Below are 15,529 nucleotides of genomic sequence, written 5' to 3' on the forward strand. Positions count from 1 at the left end.
CCCTGTTTCGGGGCATGTGGTCTAGTCCGGACTAGACCAGTGAGAACCATAACTCATCAGACAGGCCCGAGCGAGGGGAGGATCCCGTGGCCCAGATCGACCCGGACAGCCCGGTGCCCAAGTACTTCCAGCTCCGCGAGATCCTGCTCGACCTGATCGACAGCGACGAGCTGAGCATCGGCGCCGCGATCCCGTCCGAGCGCGAGCTCTGCCAGCGTTTCGGCCTGTCGCGGATGACCGTGCGCCAGGCGGTCGACCACCTGGTCTCCGAGGGCCGCCTGCACCGGGTGCCGGGCAAGGGCACCTTCGTCGCCCGGCCCAAGATCGAGCTGGCCCTCCAGCTCACCTCGTTCACCGAGGACATGCGTTCCAGGGGCATGGTGCCCGGCGCGCGCGACCTCGACCGGCGCACCATGCGCGCCAGCGCCCACCTGGCCAGGGAGCTCGGCATCCAGCCGGGCGAGGACGTCCACTTCATCGAACGGCTGCGCACCGCCGACGGGGAGCCGCTGTCGATCGAACGCGCCCACATCCCGGTCAAGCTCGCCCCCGACCTCGCCGACCAGGACCTGACCGACAGGTCGCTGTACGAGCTGCTGGAGCAGCGCTACGGGCTGGTCATGGACGCGGGCGAGCTGACCATCGACGGCGGCATCGCCGACCCGAGCGACGCCGACCTGCTCAAACTGCCCCGCGGCGGCGCCGTGCTGCTGCTCCAGCGCAGATCGTTCTCCGGGGGAATCTGCGCCGAACTGGGAGTGTCCACCTACCGGGCGGACCGCTACCAGCTACGCACCGTACTGGAAATGCCCGCAAGACGGGGTTGAGGGCCCGACCCGGAGGAACACCCGGTGAACGAGACCACCGCCGCCCGGCCTTCGCCGTTCTCCCGCCTGATGAACGTGCTGCAGAGGCTGGGACGCTCGCTCATGCTGCCCATCGCCGCCCTCCCCGTGGCCGCCCTGCTGCTCCGCTTCGGCCAGCCCGACATGCTGGGCTCCAACGGCGCCGAGCCCGGCGGGCTGGCCGACGTGCCGGGCTTCGCCTGGATGACCGAGGTCGCCGCCGTGATGGCGGCGGCCGGCGAGGCCCTGTTCGAGAACCTTCCGCTGCTGTTCGCCGTCGGCGTGGCCATCGGCTTCGCGCGCAAGTCCGACGGCACCACGGCGCTCGCCGCCATGGTCGGCTACCTGGTGTTCGACCGGGTGAGCAAGGTGATGTTCGCCGGGTCGACCATCCGCGAGACCGTGACCCTGCGGGCGGTCCAGGACCAGGGCATCATCGAGATCATCGACCACGGCCTGCAGAACCCCACCAAGGTGCTCGGCGGCATCCTGATGGGGCTGGTCAGCGCGCTGCTGTGGCAGCGGTTCCACCGGATCAAGCTGCCGGCGTGGCTGGCGTTCTTCGGCGGCCGGCGGTTCGTGCCCATCCTCACCGCGTTCGTGGCGCTCGGACTCGGCGTGCTCATCGGCTGGGTCTGGCCGATCCTCGGCGAGTGGATCGGCAGCGCCGGGGAGGCGCTGACCACGCTCGGGCCGCTCGGCACCGGCCTGTACGGGCTGATCAACCGGCTGCTCATCCCGCTGGGGCTGCACCACTTCGCCAACTCCATCGTCTGGCACGTGGTGCCCACCTGCGAGGTGGACGGGCGGGTGCTCAGCGGCGACTGGAACTGCTACTTCGGCGGCGCGCCCGAGTCGGGGCAGTTCATGGCCGGGTTCTTCCCCATCATGATGTTCGCGCTGCCGGCCGCCGCGCTGGCCATGTGGCGGGCCGCTCCCCCGCACCGGCGGGCCACGGTCGGCGGCATCATGCTGTCGGCGGCGCTGGCCTCGTTCGTCACCGGAATCACCGAGCCGATCGAGTTCGCGTTCATCTTCGTCGCGCCGCTGCTGCTGGCCGTGCACGCCGTGCTGACCGGGCTGGCGATGGCGCTGACCACGCTGATCGGCGGGCAGCTCGGCTTCGGCTTCTCGGCGGGCCTGCTGGACCTGCTGCTCAACGCCAGCAAGTCCAACACCCAGAACCTGCCGGGCATCCTCCTGCTCGGCGTGGTGTACGGGGCCGTCTACTACCTGGTCTTCAGCTTCCTCATCCGGCGGCTGAACATCATGACCCCCGGCCGCGAGCCCGAACCGGACGTGGACTCGGGCGAGGCGACCCCGATGCGGTCATGACCGCACGGCGCGTCCCGAGGTCCGATTCGGTCATGACCACGCGCCGCGTCCCGAGGACCGCAACCCGGGGCCGCGCCGCAGGCGACCACTCCAACTCGCGGTGATCTTCTTCGCCTTCCACCGCGAACCGGGGCGGGAAGCGGGGAAGTTGGCGTCCCGTGTATCCCGGGCCGAGGCCGGAACCTCTCAGTACCGTCCCTCACCCCCGACCCCCGGAGGCTCCGATGTCGCCCTTTCCCGAGGTCCACGGCTCGCTCGCGCTCGACGCGCCCCTCGTCTTCGGCCCGCCCGGGACGCTCCCCGACGAGCGCCGGCTCCGCCACCTCGGCCAGGCGCTGGCCGAGGTGCTGTCCGGCCGGCGGCCTCCGGAGACGGTCGCCGACCGGCTCACCGACCAGGCCTACCGCGAGCTGGTACGGGCCGGCCGCATGATCGACACCCCGCGCCCGCCCTTCGTCGGAGTCCCCCACGTCAAGGAGCCCCGCGACGGCGCCGTGGAGATGTGTCTGATGGTCCACGGCGGCGAGCGCGACCACGTACTGGCGCTCCGCCTGGAACGCCGGGGCGTGCAGTGGCTCTGCACGGACTTCGAGACGGCCTGAGAACGCGGGAGCCCCCGCCCGTTTCCCGGGCGGGGGCTCCGTCAGCGCGTCAGTTGTTCGCGTTCTTCGGGTCGCCGTGGCAGCGCTTGTACTTCTTGCCCGAGCCGCACGGGCACGGGGCATTGCGCTCGACGTTGCCGTAGGCGGCGCGCTCGGCCGGAGTGGTGCGGACCCGGGTGTGCTCGACCTCGCCCTGCTCGCCGGGCGCGGTGTATTCGAGCTCCGCCGGACGGTCGGGGCCGCGCAGGCCGCGCGCGATGATGGAGCGCGTCTCGGCCAGCATCGGGTCTTCCTGCTGCTCCTCGACGATGGGGTTCTCCTGAACCTCCACCTCCAGGTTGAACAGGAAGCCTACGGAGTCCTCCTTGATGCCTTCGAGCATCGCGTTGAACATCTCGTAGCCTTCGCGCTGGTACTCGATCTGCGGGTCCTTCTGCGCGTACGCCCGCATGCCGATGCCCTCGCGGAGATAGTCCATCTCGTAGAGGTGCTCGCGCCACTTGCGGTCGAGGACGGACAGGATGACCCGCCGCTCCAGGTCGCGGGTGGCCTCGGGGCCCCACTCCTCCTCACGCCTGGCGTACGCCTCCAGCGCGTCCTTCTTCACGCGCTCCCTGATCACATCGTCGCTCAGGTTCTGCTGGCCGTCGACCTCCTCCAGGAGGTCCTCCAGCTTGACGGAGATCGGGTAGAGGCCGCTGAAGGCCTTCCACAGCTTCTCGAGGTCCCACTCCTCCGGCAGGCCGTCGGCGATGGCGCCGTCGACGTAGCCGTCGATGACGTTCTCGATGAAGCCGCGCACCTGCTCGTGCAGGTCGGCGCCCTCCAGCACGCGCCGGCGCTCGGCGTAGATCACCTTGCGCTGGCGGTTCATCACCTCGTCGTACTTCAGAACTTCCTTACGGATCTCGAAGTTCTGCTGCTCGACCTGGTGCTGGGCGGAGGCGATGGCCTTGGAGACGATGCCGGACTCGATCGGCTGCTCGTCGGGGATGTTGAGCCGCGTCATGATCATCTCGACCCGGGCCGAGTTGAACAGGCGCATCAGGTCGTCGCCGAGCGACAGGTAGAAGCGGGACTCGCCCGGGTCGCCCTGACGGCCGGAACGGCCGCGGAGCTGGTTGTCGATGCGGCGCGACTCGTGGCGCTCGGTGCCCAGCACGTAGAGGCCGCCCAGCTCGGTGACCTCCTCGTGCTCGGCCTTCACCGCGGCCTTGGCCTTCTCCAGCGCCTCGGGGTAGGCCTTCTCGTACTCCTCCGGCGTCTCGACCGGGTCGAGGCCGCGCTGGCGCAGCTCCTGGTCGGCGCGGAACTCGGGGTTGCCGCCGAGCATGATGTCGGTGCCTCGGCCGGCCATGTTGGTGGCGACGGTGACGGCGCCCTTGCGGCCCGCCTCGGCGATGATCGACGCCTCACGCGCGTGGTTCTTCGCGTTGAGCACCTCGTGCGGGATGCCGCGGCGGCGCAGCGCCTTCGACAGCCGCTCGGACTTCTCCACCGAGGTGGTGCCGACGAGGACCGGCTGGCCGAGCTCGTGGCGCTCCTTGATGTCCTCGACCACCGCGTTGAACTTGGCGTCCTCGGTCTTGTAGACGACGTCCGGCTGGTCCTTGCGGATCATCGGCCGGTTGGTCGGGATCGGGACGACGCCGAGCTTGTAGGTCTGGTGGAACTCGTTGGCCTCGGTGGTCGCGGTGCCGGTCATGCCGGCGAGCTTGGTGTAGAGGCGGAAGTAGTTCTGCAGGGTGACCGTGGCGAGAGTCTGGTTCTCGTCCTTGATCGGCACGCCTTCCTTGGCCTCGATGGCCTGGTGCATGCCCTCGTTGTAGCGGCGGCCGTGCAGGACGCGGCCGGTGAACTCGTCGACGATGAGGACCTCGCCGTCGGAGACGATGTAGTCCTTGTCCTTCTTGAACAGCTCCTTGGCCTTCAGGGCGTTGTTCAGGAAGCCGACCAGGTGGGTGTGCTCGGGCTTGTAGAGGTTGTCGATGCCGAGCCAGTCCTCGACCTTCTCGACACCGGACTCGAGGATGCCGACCGTGCGCTTCTTCTCGTCGACGATGTAGTCGCCGGTGCTCTCCTCGCCCGGGTTCTTCGCCTCGACGCCGCGGCGCAGGCGCGGGACGATCTTGGCGAACTCCTGGTACCACTTGCCGGACTGCTCGCCGGGGCCGGAGATGATCAGCGGGGTCCGGGCCTCGTCGATGAGGATCGAGTCGACCTCGTCGACGATGGCGTAGTTGTGGCCGCGCTGCACGCACTCGTCGAGCGTCCACGCCATGTTGTCGCGGAGGTAGTCGAAGCCGAACTCGTTGTTGGTGCCGTACGTGATGTCGGCGGCGTACATCCTGCGGCGCTCGTCGGGGGACTGGCCGGAGAGGATCACACCGACCTCGAGGCCGAGGAAGCGGTGGACACGGCCCATGATCTCGGCGTCGCGCTTGGCGAGGTAGTCGTTGACCGTGATCACGTGGACGCCCTTGCCGGACAGGGCGTTGAGGTAGGCGGGGAGAGTACAGGTGAGGGTCTTGCCCTCACCGGTCTTCATCTCCGAGATGTTGCCCATGTGGAGGTTGGCGCCGCCCATGATCTGCACGTCGAAGTGACGCTGGCCGAGCACGCGGCGTGCGGCCTCGCGTACGGTCGCGAACGCTTCGGGAAGCAGGTCGTCGAGCGACTCACCGTCGGCATGGCGCTCTTTGAACTCGTCTGTCAGGGCGCGCAGCTCGGCGTCGGTCAGGCTCGTGAAGTCGTCTTCAATGGAGTTGACCTGGTCTGCGATTCGCTTGAGCTTGCGCAGAGTCTTGCCTTCGCCGGCGCGTAGGATCTTGTCGAGAATGGCTACCACTGTATGTAAAGCTCCTCGCAGGTCTACCCCGGCGGCGCCGCCAGGAGGAGAGGCCGAGACAAAACTTCCCCGGTGCCATCGTAGGCGGTTCTCCCACCAGACACAGCCACCGTGCCGACAAGGGCACAGGAGTCGTCTGGGAGAATACTGAGAGGGCGGATGGTACGCCGGTCAAGGACCGGTTCGCCCCGGTAACCGGGATATCCGGGCAAGGAGGGATTTGTCATGGCCGAAGGCCAGAAGTCGGAACAGACCGAAAATCTCGGTAGCCACGGCGGCCGCGCGTCCTCGTGGCTCGCCGTGACGGTGATGCTGATCGGGTCGGTGATCGCCGGTGTGGGCCTGACCCTGGACAACTGGATGGTCGTCTGGATCGGCGCCGGCGTGTTCGTCGTGGGCGGCATCCTCGCCCTCGTCTTCGACATCTTCACGGACGTGGTGATCGACGCACCCCGGTCGGGGCTGCGCGCCGAAGACCACCGCTGACGTTCCCTCCTCGGAGCGGGCACCCCTCGCGGCGGCCCCTCCGAGAACATCCTCGATGACAACCGGCTCACAGCGTTTCAACGCGAGCCGGTCGCGACTGATTCCCGGGCGGCTTTTTTGTCGGTGGCCGTGGCTAGCATTCCGGCCATGCCCTCCCGTACGGAGTCACACGCATGATCGACCTGACCCCCGACGAGGCGCGCCGGATCATCCTGCGCGCCCAAGGGCTGCTCGGCTCCGACAGCCGCCGGGGCGGGGTGCCGGCCATGCTCCGCAGGCTCGGCGCCGTCCAGCTCGACACCATCTCGGTGCTCGCCCGCTCCCACGAACTCGTCGCCTACGCCCGGCTCGGCCCGGTCGGCCGGCCCGCCGTCGAGCGGGCCTACTGGGACTCTCCCGCCCGCAGCTTCGAATACTGGTGCCACGCCGCCTGCCTCCTGCCGATCGAGCACTGGCCGCTCTACGCGTTCCGGCGGCGCGCCTACCGGGAGCGCCGCTACCGCTGGCACCAGGTGCCCGACAGCGTCGGCGACCTGCTCCAGCAAGTCCGCGACAGCGGCCCCCTCACCACCGCCGACGTCGGCGGCGCCAAGAACGGCGGCCCGTGGTGGGACTGGTCCGACGCCAAGATCGGCCTCGAATGGCTGCTCGACATCGGCGAGATCGTCTGCACCCGCCGGGTGGGCTGGCGCCGCGTCTACGACCTGGCCGAACGGGTGGTGCCCGCCGACCTGCTGGCCGAGGACCTCTCCGACGAGGAGTGCATCACCCGGCTCGCCACCATCGCGGGCCGTTCCCTGGGCGTCGCCACCCGCTCCGACCTGATCGACTTCCTCCGCCTGCGCGGCAGCCACGCCGCGATCCTCGACGAGGCCCTGGCCAGCGGCGCCGCCGGTCTGACACCGGTCCGCGTCCACGGCTGGCCCGAAGTCCGCACCCGCGGCAACGGCACCAACTCCGGCACGCGCTCTGACTCTGGCTCCGGCACCGGCACCGGCACCGGCACCGGCTCCGGCACCAGCGGGGCCGACACCGGGGCGCACGGCAACGGCACCGGCGGGGCGCGCGGGAACGACACGGGCGGAGCCAGCACCCAGGCGTACGGGAACGGCACGAGCGGGGCCACCACCCGGGCGCGCGGCACTGGTACGGGCGGAGCCAACGCCTGGGCCGACCCGGCCGCCCTGGAGTCGGAGCCGCGCGGGCGTCACCGCACGACGCTGGTCTCCCCGTTCGACTCGCTGATCTGGTACCGCAGCCGCGTCGAGCGCGTCTTCGGCTTCAACTACCAGCTTGAGCTGTACGTGCCGAAACACAAGCGCGTCCACGGCTACTACACGATGCCGGTGCTGGCCGGTGGCCGCCTGATCGGCCGGGTGGACCCTGCCCGCGAAGGCACCACGCTGGTGGCCAGGAAGCTCAGCCTGGAGCCGGGCCTGACCAGCGCCCGCTGGGTCGAGGCCATGCGCGAGGCCCTCTGGTCGGCCGCCGCATGGGTGGGCTGCGACAACGTACGAGTCGAACACACCGACCCCCCAGAACTCGCCGCAGCACTCAACGCAACGCCGATCCATTAACCAACACCAGAACTCGCCCCGGCGTGGGCCGCTGCCCCCGCGCCGCCAGCGCTCTATTCAGCGTCGGTCTGCTGACCTGCGCGCTACGAGGTTCAACTCGACGTGGGCCGCTGACCCGCCCGCCGTAGGAGCCTTACTCGGTGTCGGTTCGATGACCCGGGTCCGGCCGCCCGCCCTCTCAACGGAGTGGCGGGCGGCGGGCGGGCGTCTCAGGTGATCTCCAGCATGCGTTCGCGGACCGCGTAGACGACGGCCTCCATCCGCGAGTGCAGTTGCAGCTTGTCCAGGATGTTGCGGACGTGGTTCTTCACCGTGTTCTCGGAGATGAACAGCTGCTTGGCGATCTCCCGGTTGTTCATCCCCTTGGCGACGAGCCGCAGGACTTCCATCTCGCGCTCCGTCAGCCGCGGCACCGGCAGCTGCGGCGGGCGTTCGGTCTCCTTGCGGCTCATGTTGGCGAACTCGCTGATGAGCTTGGCCGCCATGGCCGGGTTGATCAGCGACTGACCCTCGTGCACGCCGCGCACCGCGGCGGGCACGTCGTTGATCTGGACGTCCTTCAGCAGGTAGCCCGTCGCTCCCGCCTTGATCGCCTCGAAGAGGTCCTCCTCCTCGTCGCTCACCGTCAGCATGATGATGCGGGTGCTCGGCACGGAGCTCTTGATGCCCTTGGTCGCCTCGATCCCGTCCTGCCGCGGCATGCGGACGTCCATCAGCGCCACGTCGGGCATGAGGCGGTCGGCCAGCTCGACCGCCTCCTGCCCGTCGCTCGCTTCCCCGACCACCTCGATGTCAGGCTCCGCGGCCAGCGCCAACGCCAGGCTGCGCCTGATCAGCTCGTGATCGTCCACGATCATCACGCGGATCGGCTCGCCGCCGGAGGCGCGCGCCTCGCCGGAGTGCGTCACGCGGCCTCCTCGATGCGGCTCGCGACCGTGGTGTCCTCCTCGATGCGCTCGCCCATCTTCACCTGACTGAGCTCGCTCACGTCTCCTCCTCGTCGGGGGCCAGAGCCGTCGAACCGCCATGATGGCACGTGTGCCGCGGTTCTCGGGTGGTCGAGAAGATCTTTTCGCGGTCCGTCAGTGCTCTACGAGCCGCAGCACACCGTAGTTGTACCCACGGCGCTTGTAGACGACGGACGGCAGGCCGCTCTCCTTGTCTCGGAACAGATAGAAGTCGTGTCCGACCAGTTCCATCTCGAGGAGGGCCTGGTCGATGGTCATGGGCTCTGCTTTGTGGTGCTTCTCCCGGACGATCAGAGGGCCGTCGCCGTCCATCTCTATGGGGACGATGTCGTCGTACTGCTTGTCGTCGGGCAGCCGGTCTTCGAACTCGGCCTCCTCGGGGGCCGGCTCCGCTCTGCGCGGCTCGGCTTTCCGCGGTGCGGGCGCGAACAGCTCGGGGCTCGACGCGATCTCCGCCAGGGAGGGCGGCTTGTGGTTGCCGTGATGGACCTTGCGCCGGTCGGCGAGCCTCCTGAGGCGCCCTTCCAGCTTGTCCATCGCGATGTCGAGGGCGGCGAACCGGTCGTCGGCGCAGGCCTCAGCACGGATCGCGGGGCCGCGGGTGAGAATGGTCAGTTCGACCCGCTCTCGCTGGTCGGCGGCGCGCAGGTTGCGCTCCTTCGAGACCTCCACATCGACTCGGATGAGTTTGTTGTCCAGACGCTCGATCCTGGCCAGCTTGGTCGTCACCTGGTCTCGGAACCGATCACTCACTCCCGTGTGCCGGCCCTTGACGATGATGTCCATGCAACAGCCCCCCTTCGTCTAACGACTGAGATAGAGCGCCCGACGACTCGCCTGGTGCCGGGCGGGGTCTTCTGCTGTCTGCCTTTCTCTCACCGTTACCCTCTTCCGACTACTCGTCACCGGGAACGCAGGCGGCACCCGCCCGGCCGACCTGGTCTTCGACCCCACATTCGCCTGCTGAGGGTTTCGCAGCTCTGATGCCACTACCGCCCTTCTCCTCTTACGGAGGACATCTGGACCTCCGGGAAGGCAGGACTTACCCCTAAGCCGCACCGTGATCGGTCGACGAAAAGTCGCCTTACGTGGGCCGTTTCGCCTGCGGCTGGCATCGGCTAGCGGAGCCGGGAGCCCCGGCTCTGCGCAACCACGGACCCGAACGGGTGCCATGTTCAGACGCTATCCGGATCGGCGGCGAATGTCAGCCGGGAGGCGGCTCAAACGATCACTTTCCGTGATTTTCTCAGGCCGTGGCGGCGGGTCCGGTGTCTTGGCAGGTCCGCCGCGCTGTCGCAGGCAGGGGATCTGTGACCTCATGAGCTGCGCTCCGATCCTGTGTGGTAGTAACAGGCGATCTTTTGGCAGGCGGGTGTCATCTTCACTGACGGTGACCGTAATCATTCCGTGAGATTCGGCGTGTCGCCGCGACGGTGACGGCCAGCGGGACCGTCGCCCCCGCGTCTCGTAACGCCCGCGCGGCGTCCGCCAGCGTGGCCCCCGTGGTGACGACGTCGTCCACGATGACCACCCGGTCGGCGGGTGACGGCACACGAGCGGCACCTCCCTGGTCACGGGCTGCACCCTCAGGTACGGAGAAGGATCCCGCCAGGTTCGCCACCCGGTCGGATGAGCTGAGCCCCGCCTGGTCGGTCACCTTCCGTCGTTGCCGCAGCGCGGGCCAGAGGCGGGCCGAGACCCCGTACGGGCGCAGGCGGCGCACCACCCCATCCGCCAGCGTGCTCACGTGATCGTGTCCGCGTCCCCTGACGGCGGCCCGCCTGCTCGGCACCGGCACCACGAGCACAGGCTGAATGCCCTCCAGCGGGCCCTCATTCGCCTGCCGGGCGCGGTTGAGAGCGGCGAGCAGGGTGAATGCCAGGAGATCGGCCAGAGGCGCCGCCAGGACCGCTTCACCACGTTCCTTGTAGGCGATCACCGCTCTTCGGACCGTCCCCTCGTACGGAGCAGCGGACCAGCACACGGGCAGACCGTCGGGACAAGGAGCGGGCCTGCGAGGAGCAGGCGCGGCGACACCCGCCAAACAGTCTTCACACAACCGCGTACCGGGCACGCCACAGCCGAGGCACGGCTGCGGCAGAACGACGTCGAGCAGAGCAGCGAACACGCGCCCCAGCATGCCCAACGCCACCGACACTTTCCGTGCCCGCCCGATCACTCAAAGATCCACAAAAACCGACAACTACCGCATTCTCAGGACACCAGCCGCCGACGTCGGCGTGGCGTAATGAGGGGGTGGCCGACTGCAAAAGATCAGCCGACGTCCCCGCACAGCGCAGAGGAAGGGTGCCCGGCCGTCCTCCAGTGACACCCCATGAGGTCCGCGCACCGACCGACCTCGGCACCACACAGGGGAAAGGCCGACCGACCATCCCCCAGGCACTCCCCCGGAACACGCGACCGGCCGATGGAGGCGGGAGGGGTCAGCCGAGGGCGAAGAGGGGGTGGTCTACGGCGGTGGCGGGCTTGGGGGTCCAGGTTTGCTTGTCGCGGCTGTATTCGAGGATCTCGTTGCTGTCCTCGGTGGTGGCGAGGATGATGTCGCCGAGGGCGGCCAGGCGCTCCAGGCGCTTGTTGGTGGTCGGGAGCTGGGCGGTCTCGCCGTCGCCGACGTTGATCTCCTTGACGACCTGGCCGGCCTTGGTCTGGACGAGGACCAGGAGGTGGCCGCCGTCGCTCCAGGCGATGTCGAGGATCTCGTCGCTGCCGGAGACGGTGGTGAGCGTCTGGAAGTTGCTGAGCATCGCGTTGCCGCCGCCGCCCGTGAGAGCGCCGACCTGGACCCGGCTGGAGCCGACGGTGACCGCGACGCGGACGCCGTTCCTGGCCATCCGCAGCGAGGTGACGTTCAGCCCCTGGAGTGCGGGGGCGGCGACGCGTTCGGGGCCGCCGCCGGTGATCGGGTGGGAGCGGATCACCTCGCCGTTCTGCCGGTCGAACGTCCACAGGCTGCCGTCGCGGTGCCAGGACGGGTCAGTGAGGTCGGCGCCGGGGATGGACTCCTCCCAGCGGCCGTCCAGGGCGTGCCTGGTCACCCAGATGCCGCCGGCGGCGGAGCGGGCGGCGATCCGGTCGCCGTTCTTGGACATGGCGAAGCCGGTGTAGCCGTGGTTGGGCTGCCCGGCGGGGCCGGCCACCGGTTGGCCCTCGCCGTCGTTGACGAGCTTGAAGACGGCGCCGCCGCTGGAGTAGAACACCTGCCGGTCGTCGTTGCCCAGCCAGCTCTCCGGCAGGGTGGCCGGGACGGTGAGCGGGCTCGACGAGTAGAACTGCTCGCCGTCGAGCAGCACTTCGAGGGTGCGGCCGGTGGCCAGGTTGTTGCCGCTGAGGCTGGCCCTGAGCTGGGCCTGGAGGCCCTGGGTGAAGGTCCGGCCCGGGTCGAAGGGCCCGCCCAGGTTGATGACGACGCGGTCGTCGCTGGACCGGATCCACCGCACCCTGGCGCCCTCGGGGAACTCGTTGCCGACCGCGCCCTGCAGCCCGCTGGTCGGCCCTTCGATGAGGCGTTCGATGATGGTCTGGGCGAAGCTCTTGTCGGCGTCTATGCGCAGCCGCACCCGGTCGACGACCAGTCTGTCGGGCTGCGGGTCGGCGCCGGAGGTGCCGTTGAGGTAGTAGAGGTTGGTGGGCCGGTACGCGCGGCGCACGTCGGCGTCGGTGAGCAGCAGGCCCTGCTGCAGGGCGTTGACCTTGTAGGCGCCGGAGGCGTCCTTGACCAGGGTGACCGGGCGGTTGATCTTGTTGTCGTCCGAGGGGCTGACGGGCACGTACGTGTCGTCCTCGTTGATCTGGGCGGTCTTGTTGCCCTGGATGGTGACGATGGTCTCCTGCTTGTCCTTGTTCTCGACCAGGTCGCCGAAGCGGAACGAGTTGTCGATCACGGTGATCGCGCCGTCCGGCTTCCAGACCCGCCGGGCCTCCTCTGTCAGGTATTGAGGCAGTACGGAGGGGTCGTCGTGGTAGGCGGCCATCGCGGCCAGCATGCCCTCGACGACCTGCTGCGGCCCCCAGTCGGGCTGCGGCGCGACGGCGACCATGCGCTGGAACGGCACGCTGACGGAGTCGCCGCTGCCCGCCTCGTCCACCGGGAACGGCCCGCCCACGGGGATGACGGCGCAGCCGGTGACGGCCAGGAGCAGGGCGAGCGCGAAGGCGGCGGCGCTGCAGAGCGGTCTAACCCTCCTCATGCCCGCCTCCGTCTCCCGTCGCCGGCAGCAGGACCGGGGTCATCCCGCCGCGCCAGGTGCGGCGCATCTCGATCTCGGGCGGGACCAGCGGCAGCGGGGAGCCCTTGAGGTCGGCCCCGGCCTTCCTGGGGAGCGTGAGCCGGAACTGCGAGCCCTCGCCCGGCTGGCCCCACGCCTGCAGCCAGCCGCCGTGCAGCCCGGCGTCCTCGCGGGAGATCGCCAGGCCGAGCCCGGTGCCGCCGATGGTCCGGGCCCGCGACGGGTCGGCCCGCCAGAACCGGTCGAACACCAGCGTGTCATGGCCGGGCTTGAGCCCTATGCCGTGGTCGCGCACCGCGACCGCGACCGAGTCCCTGTCGGCGCCGACGGTGACCACGACGTCGCGGCCCTCACCGTGCTCGATGGCGTTGAACAGCAGGTTGCGCAGGATGCGCTCGACCCGGCGGTTGTCGACCTCGGCCATGCACGGCTCGTTCGGCAGCCGCAGCTCGAAGCGGGTGCTGTGGCGCTCGGCCAGCGCCTCGGAGTCGGCGATGGCGCGCAGCACCACGTCGCGGATGTCGACGGAGTCGAGGTCCAGGGTGGCGGCGCCCGCGTCGTACCGGCTGATCTCCAGCAGGTCGGCGAGCATCGACTCGAACCGTTCGAGCTGGGCCTGCATCAGCTCGGCGGAGCGGGCGGCCATCGGCTCGAAGTCCTCGCGCGCGTCGTACAGCAGGTCGGCGGCCATCCGGACGGTGGTCAGCGGGGTGCGCAGCTCGTGCGAGACGTCGGAGACGAACTGCCGCTGCACCTGCGACAGCTCCTCCAGCTGGTGGATCTTGAGCGCGAGGTTGGCGGCCATCTCGTTGAACGAGGTGGCCAGCCTGGCCAGGTCGTCCTCGCCGCGTACCTTGAGCCGCTCGTCGAGCTTGCCTGCGGCGAGCCGCTCGGCGGCCTGGCGGGCGAGCCGGACCGGGGTGACGACCTGGCGGGCGACGAGGTACGCGATCGCGGCGAGCAGCAGCACCAGCCCGAAGCCGACCGCGACGATGGCCAGCCGGACGTTCGACAGCATCTGCTCTTCCTCGTCGAACGGGAAGAAGTGGTAGACCTCGTAGCTGCCGTTGACGTGGATGATGGCGCCGATGACCAGAGTCTGGCGGGGGTGGCTCTCGCCGGGGAATTTGATCGGCTCGGTGTAGCGCTGCGGCCGGTCGATGAACTTCTCCGCCTGGCGGCGCAGCATCTGCTGCAGCGCCTCGGGGATGTTCGCCTGGCTGACGTTGCCCGACGCGCGTGACCTGCCCGGCTGGTCGACGTTGAGGATCAGCACCTCGTAGCGCTTCTTCCAGCCGTCCCTGCCGGTGCCGATGATGTTGTCCATCACCTCGTCGAGCGGGTCGGGCGGCACGCTCTTGCCCGGGTCGGAGGACTTGGCCTGGTCGTCGTCGCGCCGGGAGAGCGCGTCGGTGATCTGGAGCCTGTCAGCGGCGGCCTCGCTCGCGGCGGACTGCTGGCGGCGCTCGATGACCGAGTTGTTGACCTGGTCGGACAGGAAGATGCCCAGCACCACCACCACGATCAGGGAGATCACCAGGGTGCTGGTGACGACCTGGAGCTGGAGCGAGCGCCGCCAGATCCGCCGTGCCGTGCCCACCGCACGCCGAGCCCGCCGCCGGACGCCGCCGAGGATCTGGCGGAACGTCCGGCGGCGCGAACGTCTGGTATTCGTCGGGGGCATGGCTGGGGGCTGCCTGATTTAGGCGGGGCCGGCCTTGTAGCCGACGCCGCGGACCGTCACCACGATCTCGGGGTGCTCGGGGTCCTTCTCGATCTTGGCGCGGAGGCGCTGGACGTGCACGTTCACCAGGCGGGTGTCGGCCGCGTGGCGGTAGCCCCAGACCTGCTCCAGCAGGACCTCGCGGGTGAAGACCTGGCGCGGCTTGCGGGCCAGGGCGACGAGCAGGTCGAACTCGAGCGGCGTGAGGTTGATGGTCTCGTCGCCGCGCTTGACCGAGTGGCCCGCCACGTCGATCGTGATATCCCCTATCTGCAGGATCTCGGGGGTCGGCTCGTCGGTGCGGCGCAGGCGCGCGCGGACCCGCGCGACCAGTTCCTTCGGCTTGAAGGGTTTGACGATGTAGTCGTCGGCGCCCGACTCCAGCCCGAGCACCACGTCGATGGTGTCGCTCTTGGCTGTCAGCATGACGATCGGCACGCCGGACTCCGCCCTGATCCTCCGGGCGACGTCGATGCCGTCGGCGCCGGGCAGCATCAGGTCGAGCAGGACGAGATCCGGACGCGTGTCACGGAACGCGTCCAGTGCCTTGTCGCCGTCACTGACAAAGGATGGTTCGAAGCCCTCTCCACGCAACACGATGCCCAGCATCTCGGCGAGAGCGGCATCGTCGTCGACGACCAGCACGCGACCTTTCATGGCCCCTCATTCGTTTACGCATTTTGGGACATACCTGCACGGTCGGTGAAGGTTACCCCCGCTCGGCCCATGAGTGTGACATGAGACCCGCGGAAGGCGAATACCAGGCTCGCACCACGACCGCTCCCCTTCAGTCTGCGGTAACAGGCGGCTTCTCGGCCACCCTGGACCGGATCCGCCACGCCGAAACGCGCAGGAACACACAGAATGGCGTGGAATGGGGGGCAAGAGACGATCGGAT

At 69.1% G+C, this 15,529-nt stretch carries 13 protein-coding genes; 5 read left to right on the forward strand and 8 right to left on the reverse strand.

From position 1 onward, the window contains the following. Positions 1 to 86 precede the first annotated feature (86 nt). The 3 genes from AB0J42_RS11065 to AB0J42_RS11075 all read left to right on the forward strand — a co-directional run bounded on the left by AB0J42_RS11065 (position 87) and on the right by AB0J42_RS11075 (position 2,782). Positions 87 to 827 carry a GntR family transcriptional regulator gene (locus AB0J42_RS11065; protein WP_364291466.1) on the forward strand — a complete coding sequence of 247 codons (741 nt, stop codon included), beginning with the start codon at positions 87 to 89 and terminating at the stop codon, positions 825 to 827. A 24-nt stretch (positions 828 to 851) separates the two neighbouring features. Then, positions 852 to 2,180 (forward strand): PTS transporter subunit EIIC, encoded by a 1,329-nt coding sequence (locus tag AB0J42_RS11070; protein WP_364291469.1) that lies wholly within the window; start codon positions 852 to 854, stop codon positions 2,178 to 2,180. 224 nt (positions 2,181 to 2,404) lie between these two features. After that, positions 2,405 to 2,782 carry an Rv3235 family protein gene (locus AB0J42_RS11075; protein ID WP_364291472.1) on the forward strand — a complete coding sequence of 126 codons (378 nt, stop codon included), beginning with the start codon at positions 2,405 to 2,407 and terminating at the stop codon, positions 2,780 to 2,782. A 49-nt stretch (positions 2,783 to 2,831) separates the two neighbouring features. Here AB0J42_RS11075 and secA read toward each other — a convergent pair whose 3' ends face one another. Beyond that, positions 2,832 to 5,630, reverse strand: a complete 2,799-nt coding sequence (gene secA, locus AB0J42_RS11080; RefSeq protein WP_364291475.1) for a preprotein translocase subunit SecA — start codon at positions 5,628 to 5,630, stop codon at positions 2,832 to 2,834. Between the two features lie 225 nt (positions 5,631 to 5,855). On the opposite strand from secA, the gene AB0J42_RS11085 reads away from it, so the two are divergent. Both AB0J42_RS11085 and AB0J42_RS11090 read left to right on the forward strand, forming a co-directional pair. Next, positions 5,856 to 6,116 carry an HGxxPAAW family protein gene (locus AB0J42_RS11085; RefSeq protein WP_364291478.1) on the forward strand — a complete coding sequence of 87 codons (261 nt, stop codon included), beginning with the start codon at positions 5,856 to 5,858 and terminating at the stop codon, positions 6,114 to 6,116. Between the two features lie 173 nt (positions 6,117 to 6,289). After that, entirely contained in the window at positions 6,290 to 7,693 is a 1,404-nt protein-coding gene (locus AB0J42_RS11090; RefSeq protein ID WP_364291481.1) for a crosslink repair DNA glycosylase YcaQ family protein, read from the forward strand. 209 nt (positions 7,694 to 7,902) lie between these two features. Here the strand turns inward: AB0J42_RS11090 and AB0J42_RS11095 are convergent, their stop codons facing one another. The 7 genes from AB0J42_RS11095 to mtrA all read right to left on the reverse strand — a co-directional run bounded on the left by AB0J42_RS11095 (position 7,903) and on the right by mtrA (position 15,288). Beyond that, positions 7,903 to 8,550, reverse strand: coding sequence for a response regulator transcription factor (locus AB0J42_RS11095; protein WP_364291823.1), 648 nt, complete (start codon positions 8,548 to 8,550; stop codon positions 7,903 to 7,905). A 47-nt stretch (positions 8,551 to 8,597) separates the two neighbouring features. Further along, positions 8,598 to 8,729: a hypothetical protein gene (locus tag AB0J42_RS11100; protein WP_364291484.1), complete on the reverse strand. Its 132-nt coding sequence runs from the start codon at positions 8,727 to 8,729 to the stop codon at positions 8,598 to 8,600. Between the two features lie 46 nt (positions 8,730 to 8,775). Continuing rightward, positions 8,776 to 9,447, reverse strand: a complete 672-nt coding sequence (raiA, locus tag AB0J42_RS11105; protein WP_364291486.1) for a ribosome-associated translation inhibitor RaiA — start codon at positions 9,445 to 9,447, stop codon at positions 8,776 to 8,778. Positions 9,448 to 10,042: 595 nt separating this feature from the next. Beyond that, positions 10,043 to 10,600, reverse strand: coding sequence for a phosphoribosyltransferase family protein (locus tag AB0J42_RS11110; protein WP_364291489.1), 558 nt, complete (start codon positions 10,598 to 10,600; stop codon positions 10,043 to 10,045). 505 nt (positions 10,601 to 11,105) lie between these two features. Next, positions 11,106 to 12,869, reverse strand: coding sequence for an LpqB family beta-propeller domain-containing protein (locus AB0J42_RS11115; RefSeq protein ID WP_364291492.1), 1,764 nt, complete (start codon positions 12,867 to 12,869; stop codon positions 11,106 to 11,108). Beyond that, positions 12,856 to 14,592: an MtrAB system histidine kinase MtrB gene (gene mtrB, locus AB0J42_RS11120; RefSeq protein ID WP_364291495.1), complete on the reverse strand. Its 1,737-nt coding sequence runs from the start codon at positions 14,590 to 14,592 to the stop codon at positions 12,856 to 12,858. Before mtrB ends, AB0J42_RS11115 begins: the two co-directional genes overlap by 14 nt. Positions 14,593 to 14,610: 18 nt before the next feature. After that, positions 14,611 to 15,288 (reverse strand): MtrAB system response regulator MtrA, encoded by a 678-nt coding sequence (mtrA, locus tag AB0J42_RS11125; protein ID WP_090763607.1) that lies wholly within the window; start codon positions 15,286 to 15,288, stop codon positions 14,611 to 14,613. Positions 15,289 to 15,529: the final 241 nt, after the last annotated feature.

It is taken from the genome of Nonomuraea sp. NPDC049649 (genome assembly GCF_040675175.1).
GTDB lineage: Bacteria > Actinomycetota > Actinomycetes > Streptosporangiales > Streptosporangiaceae > Nonomuraea.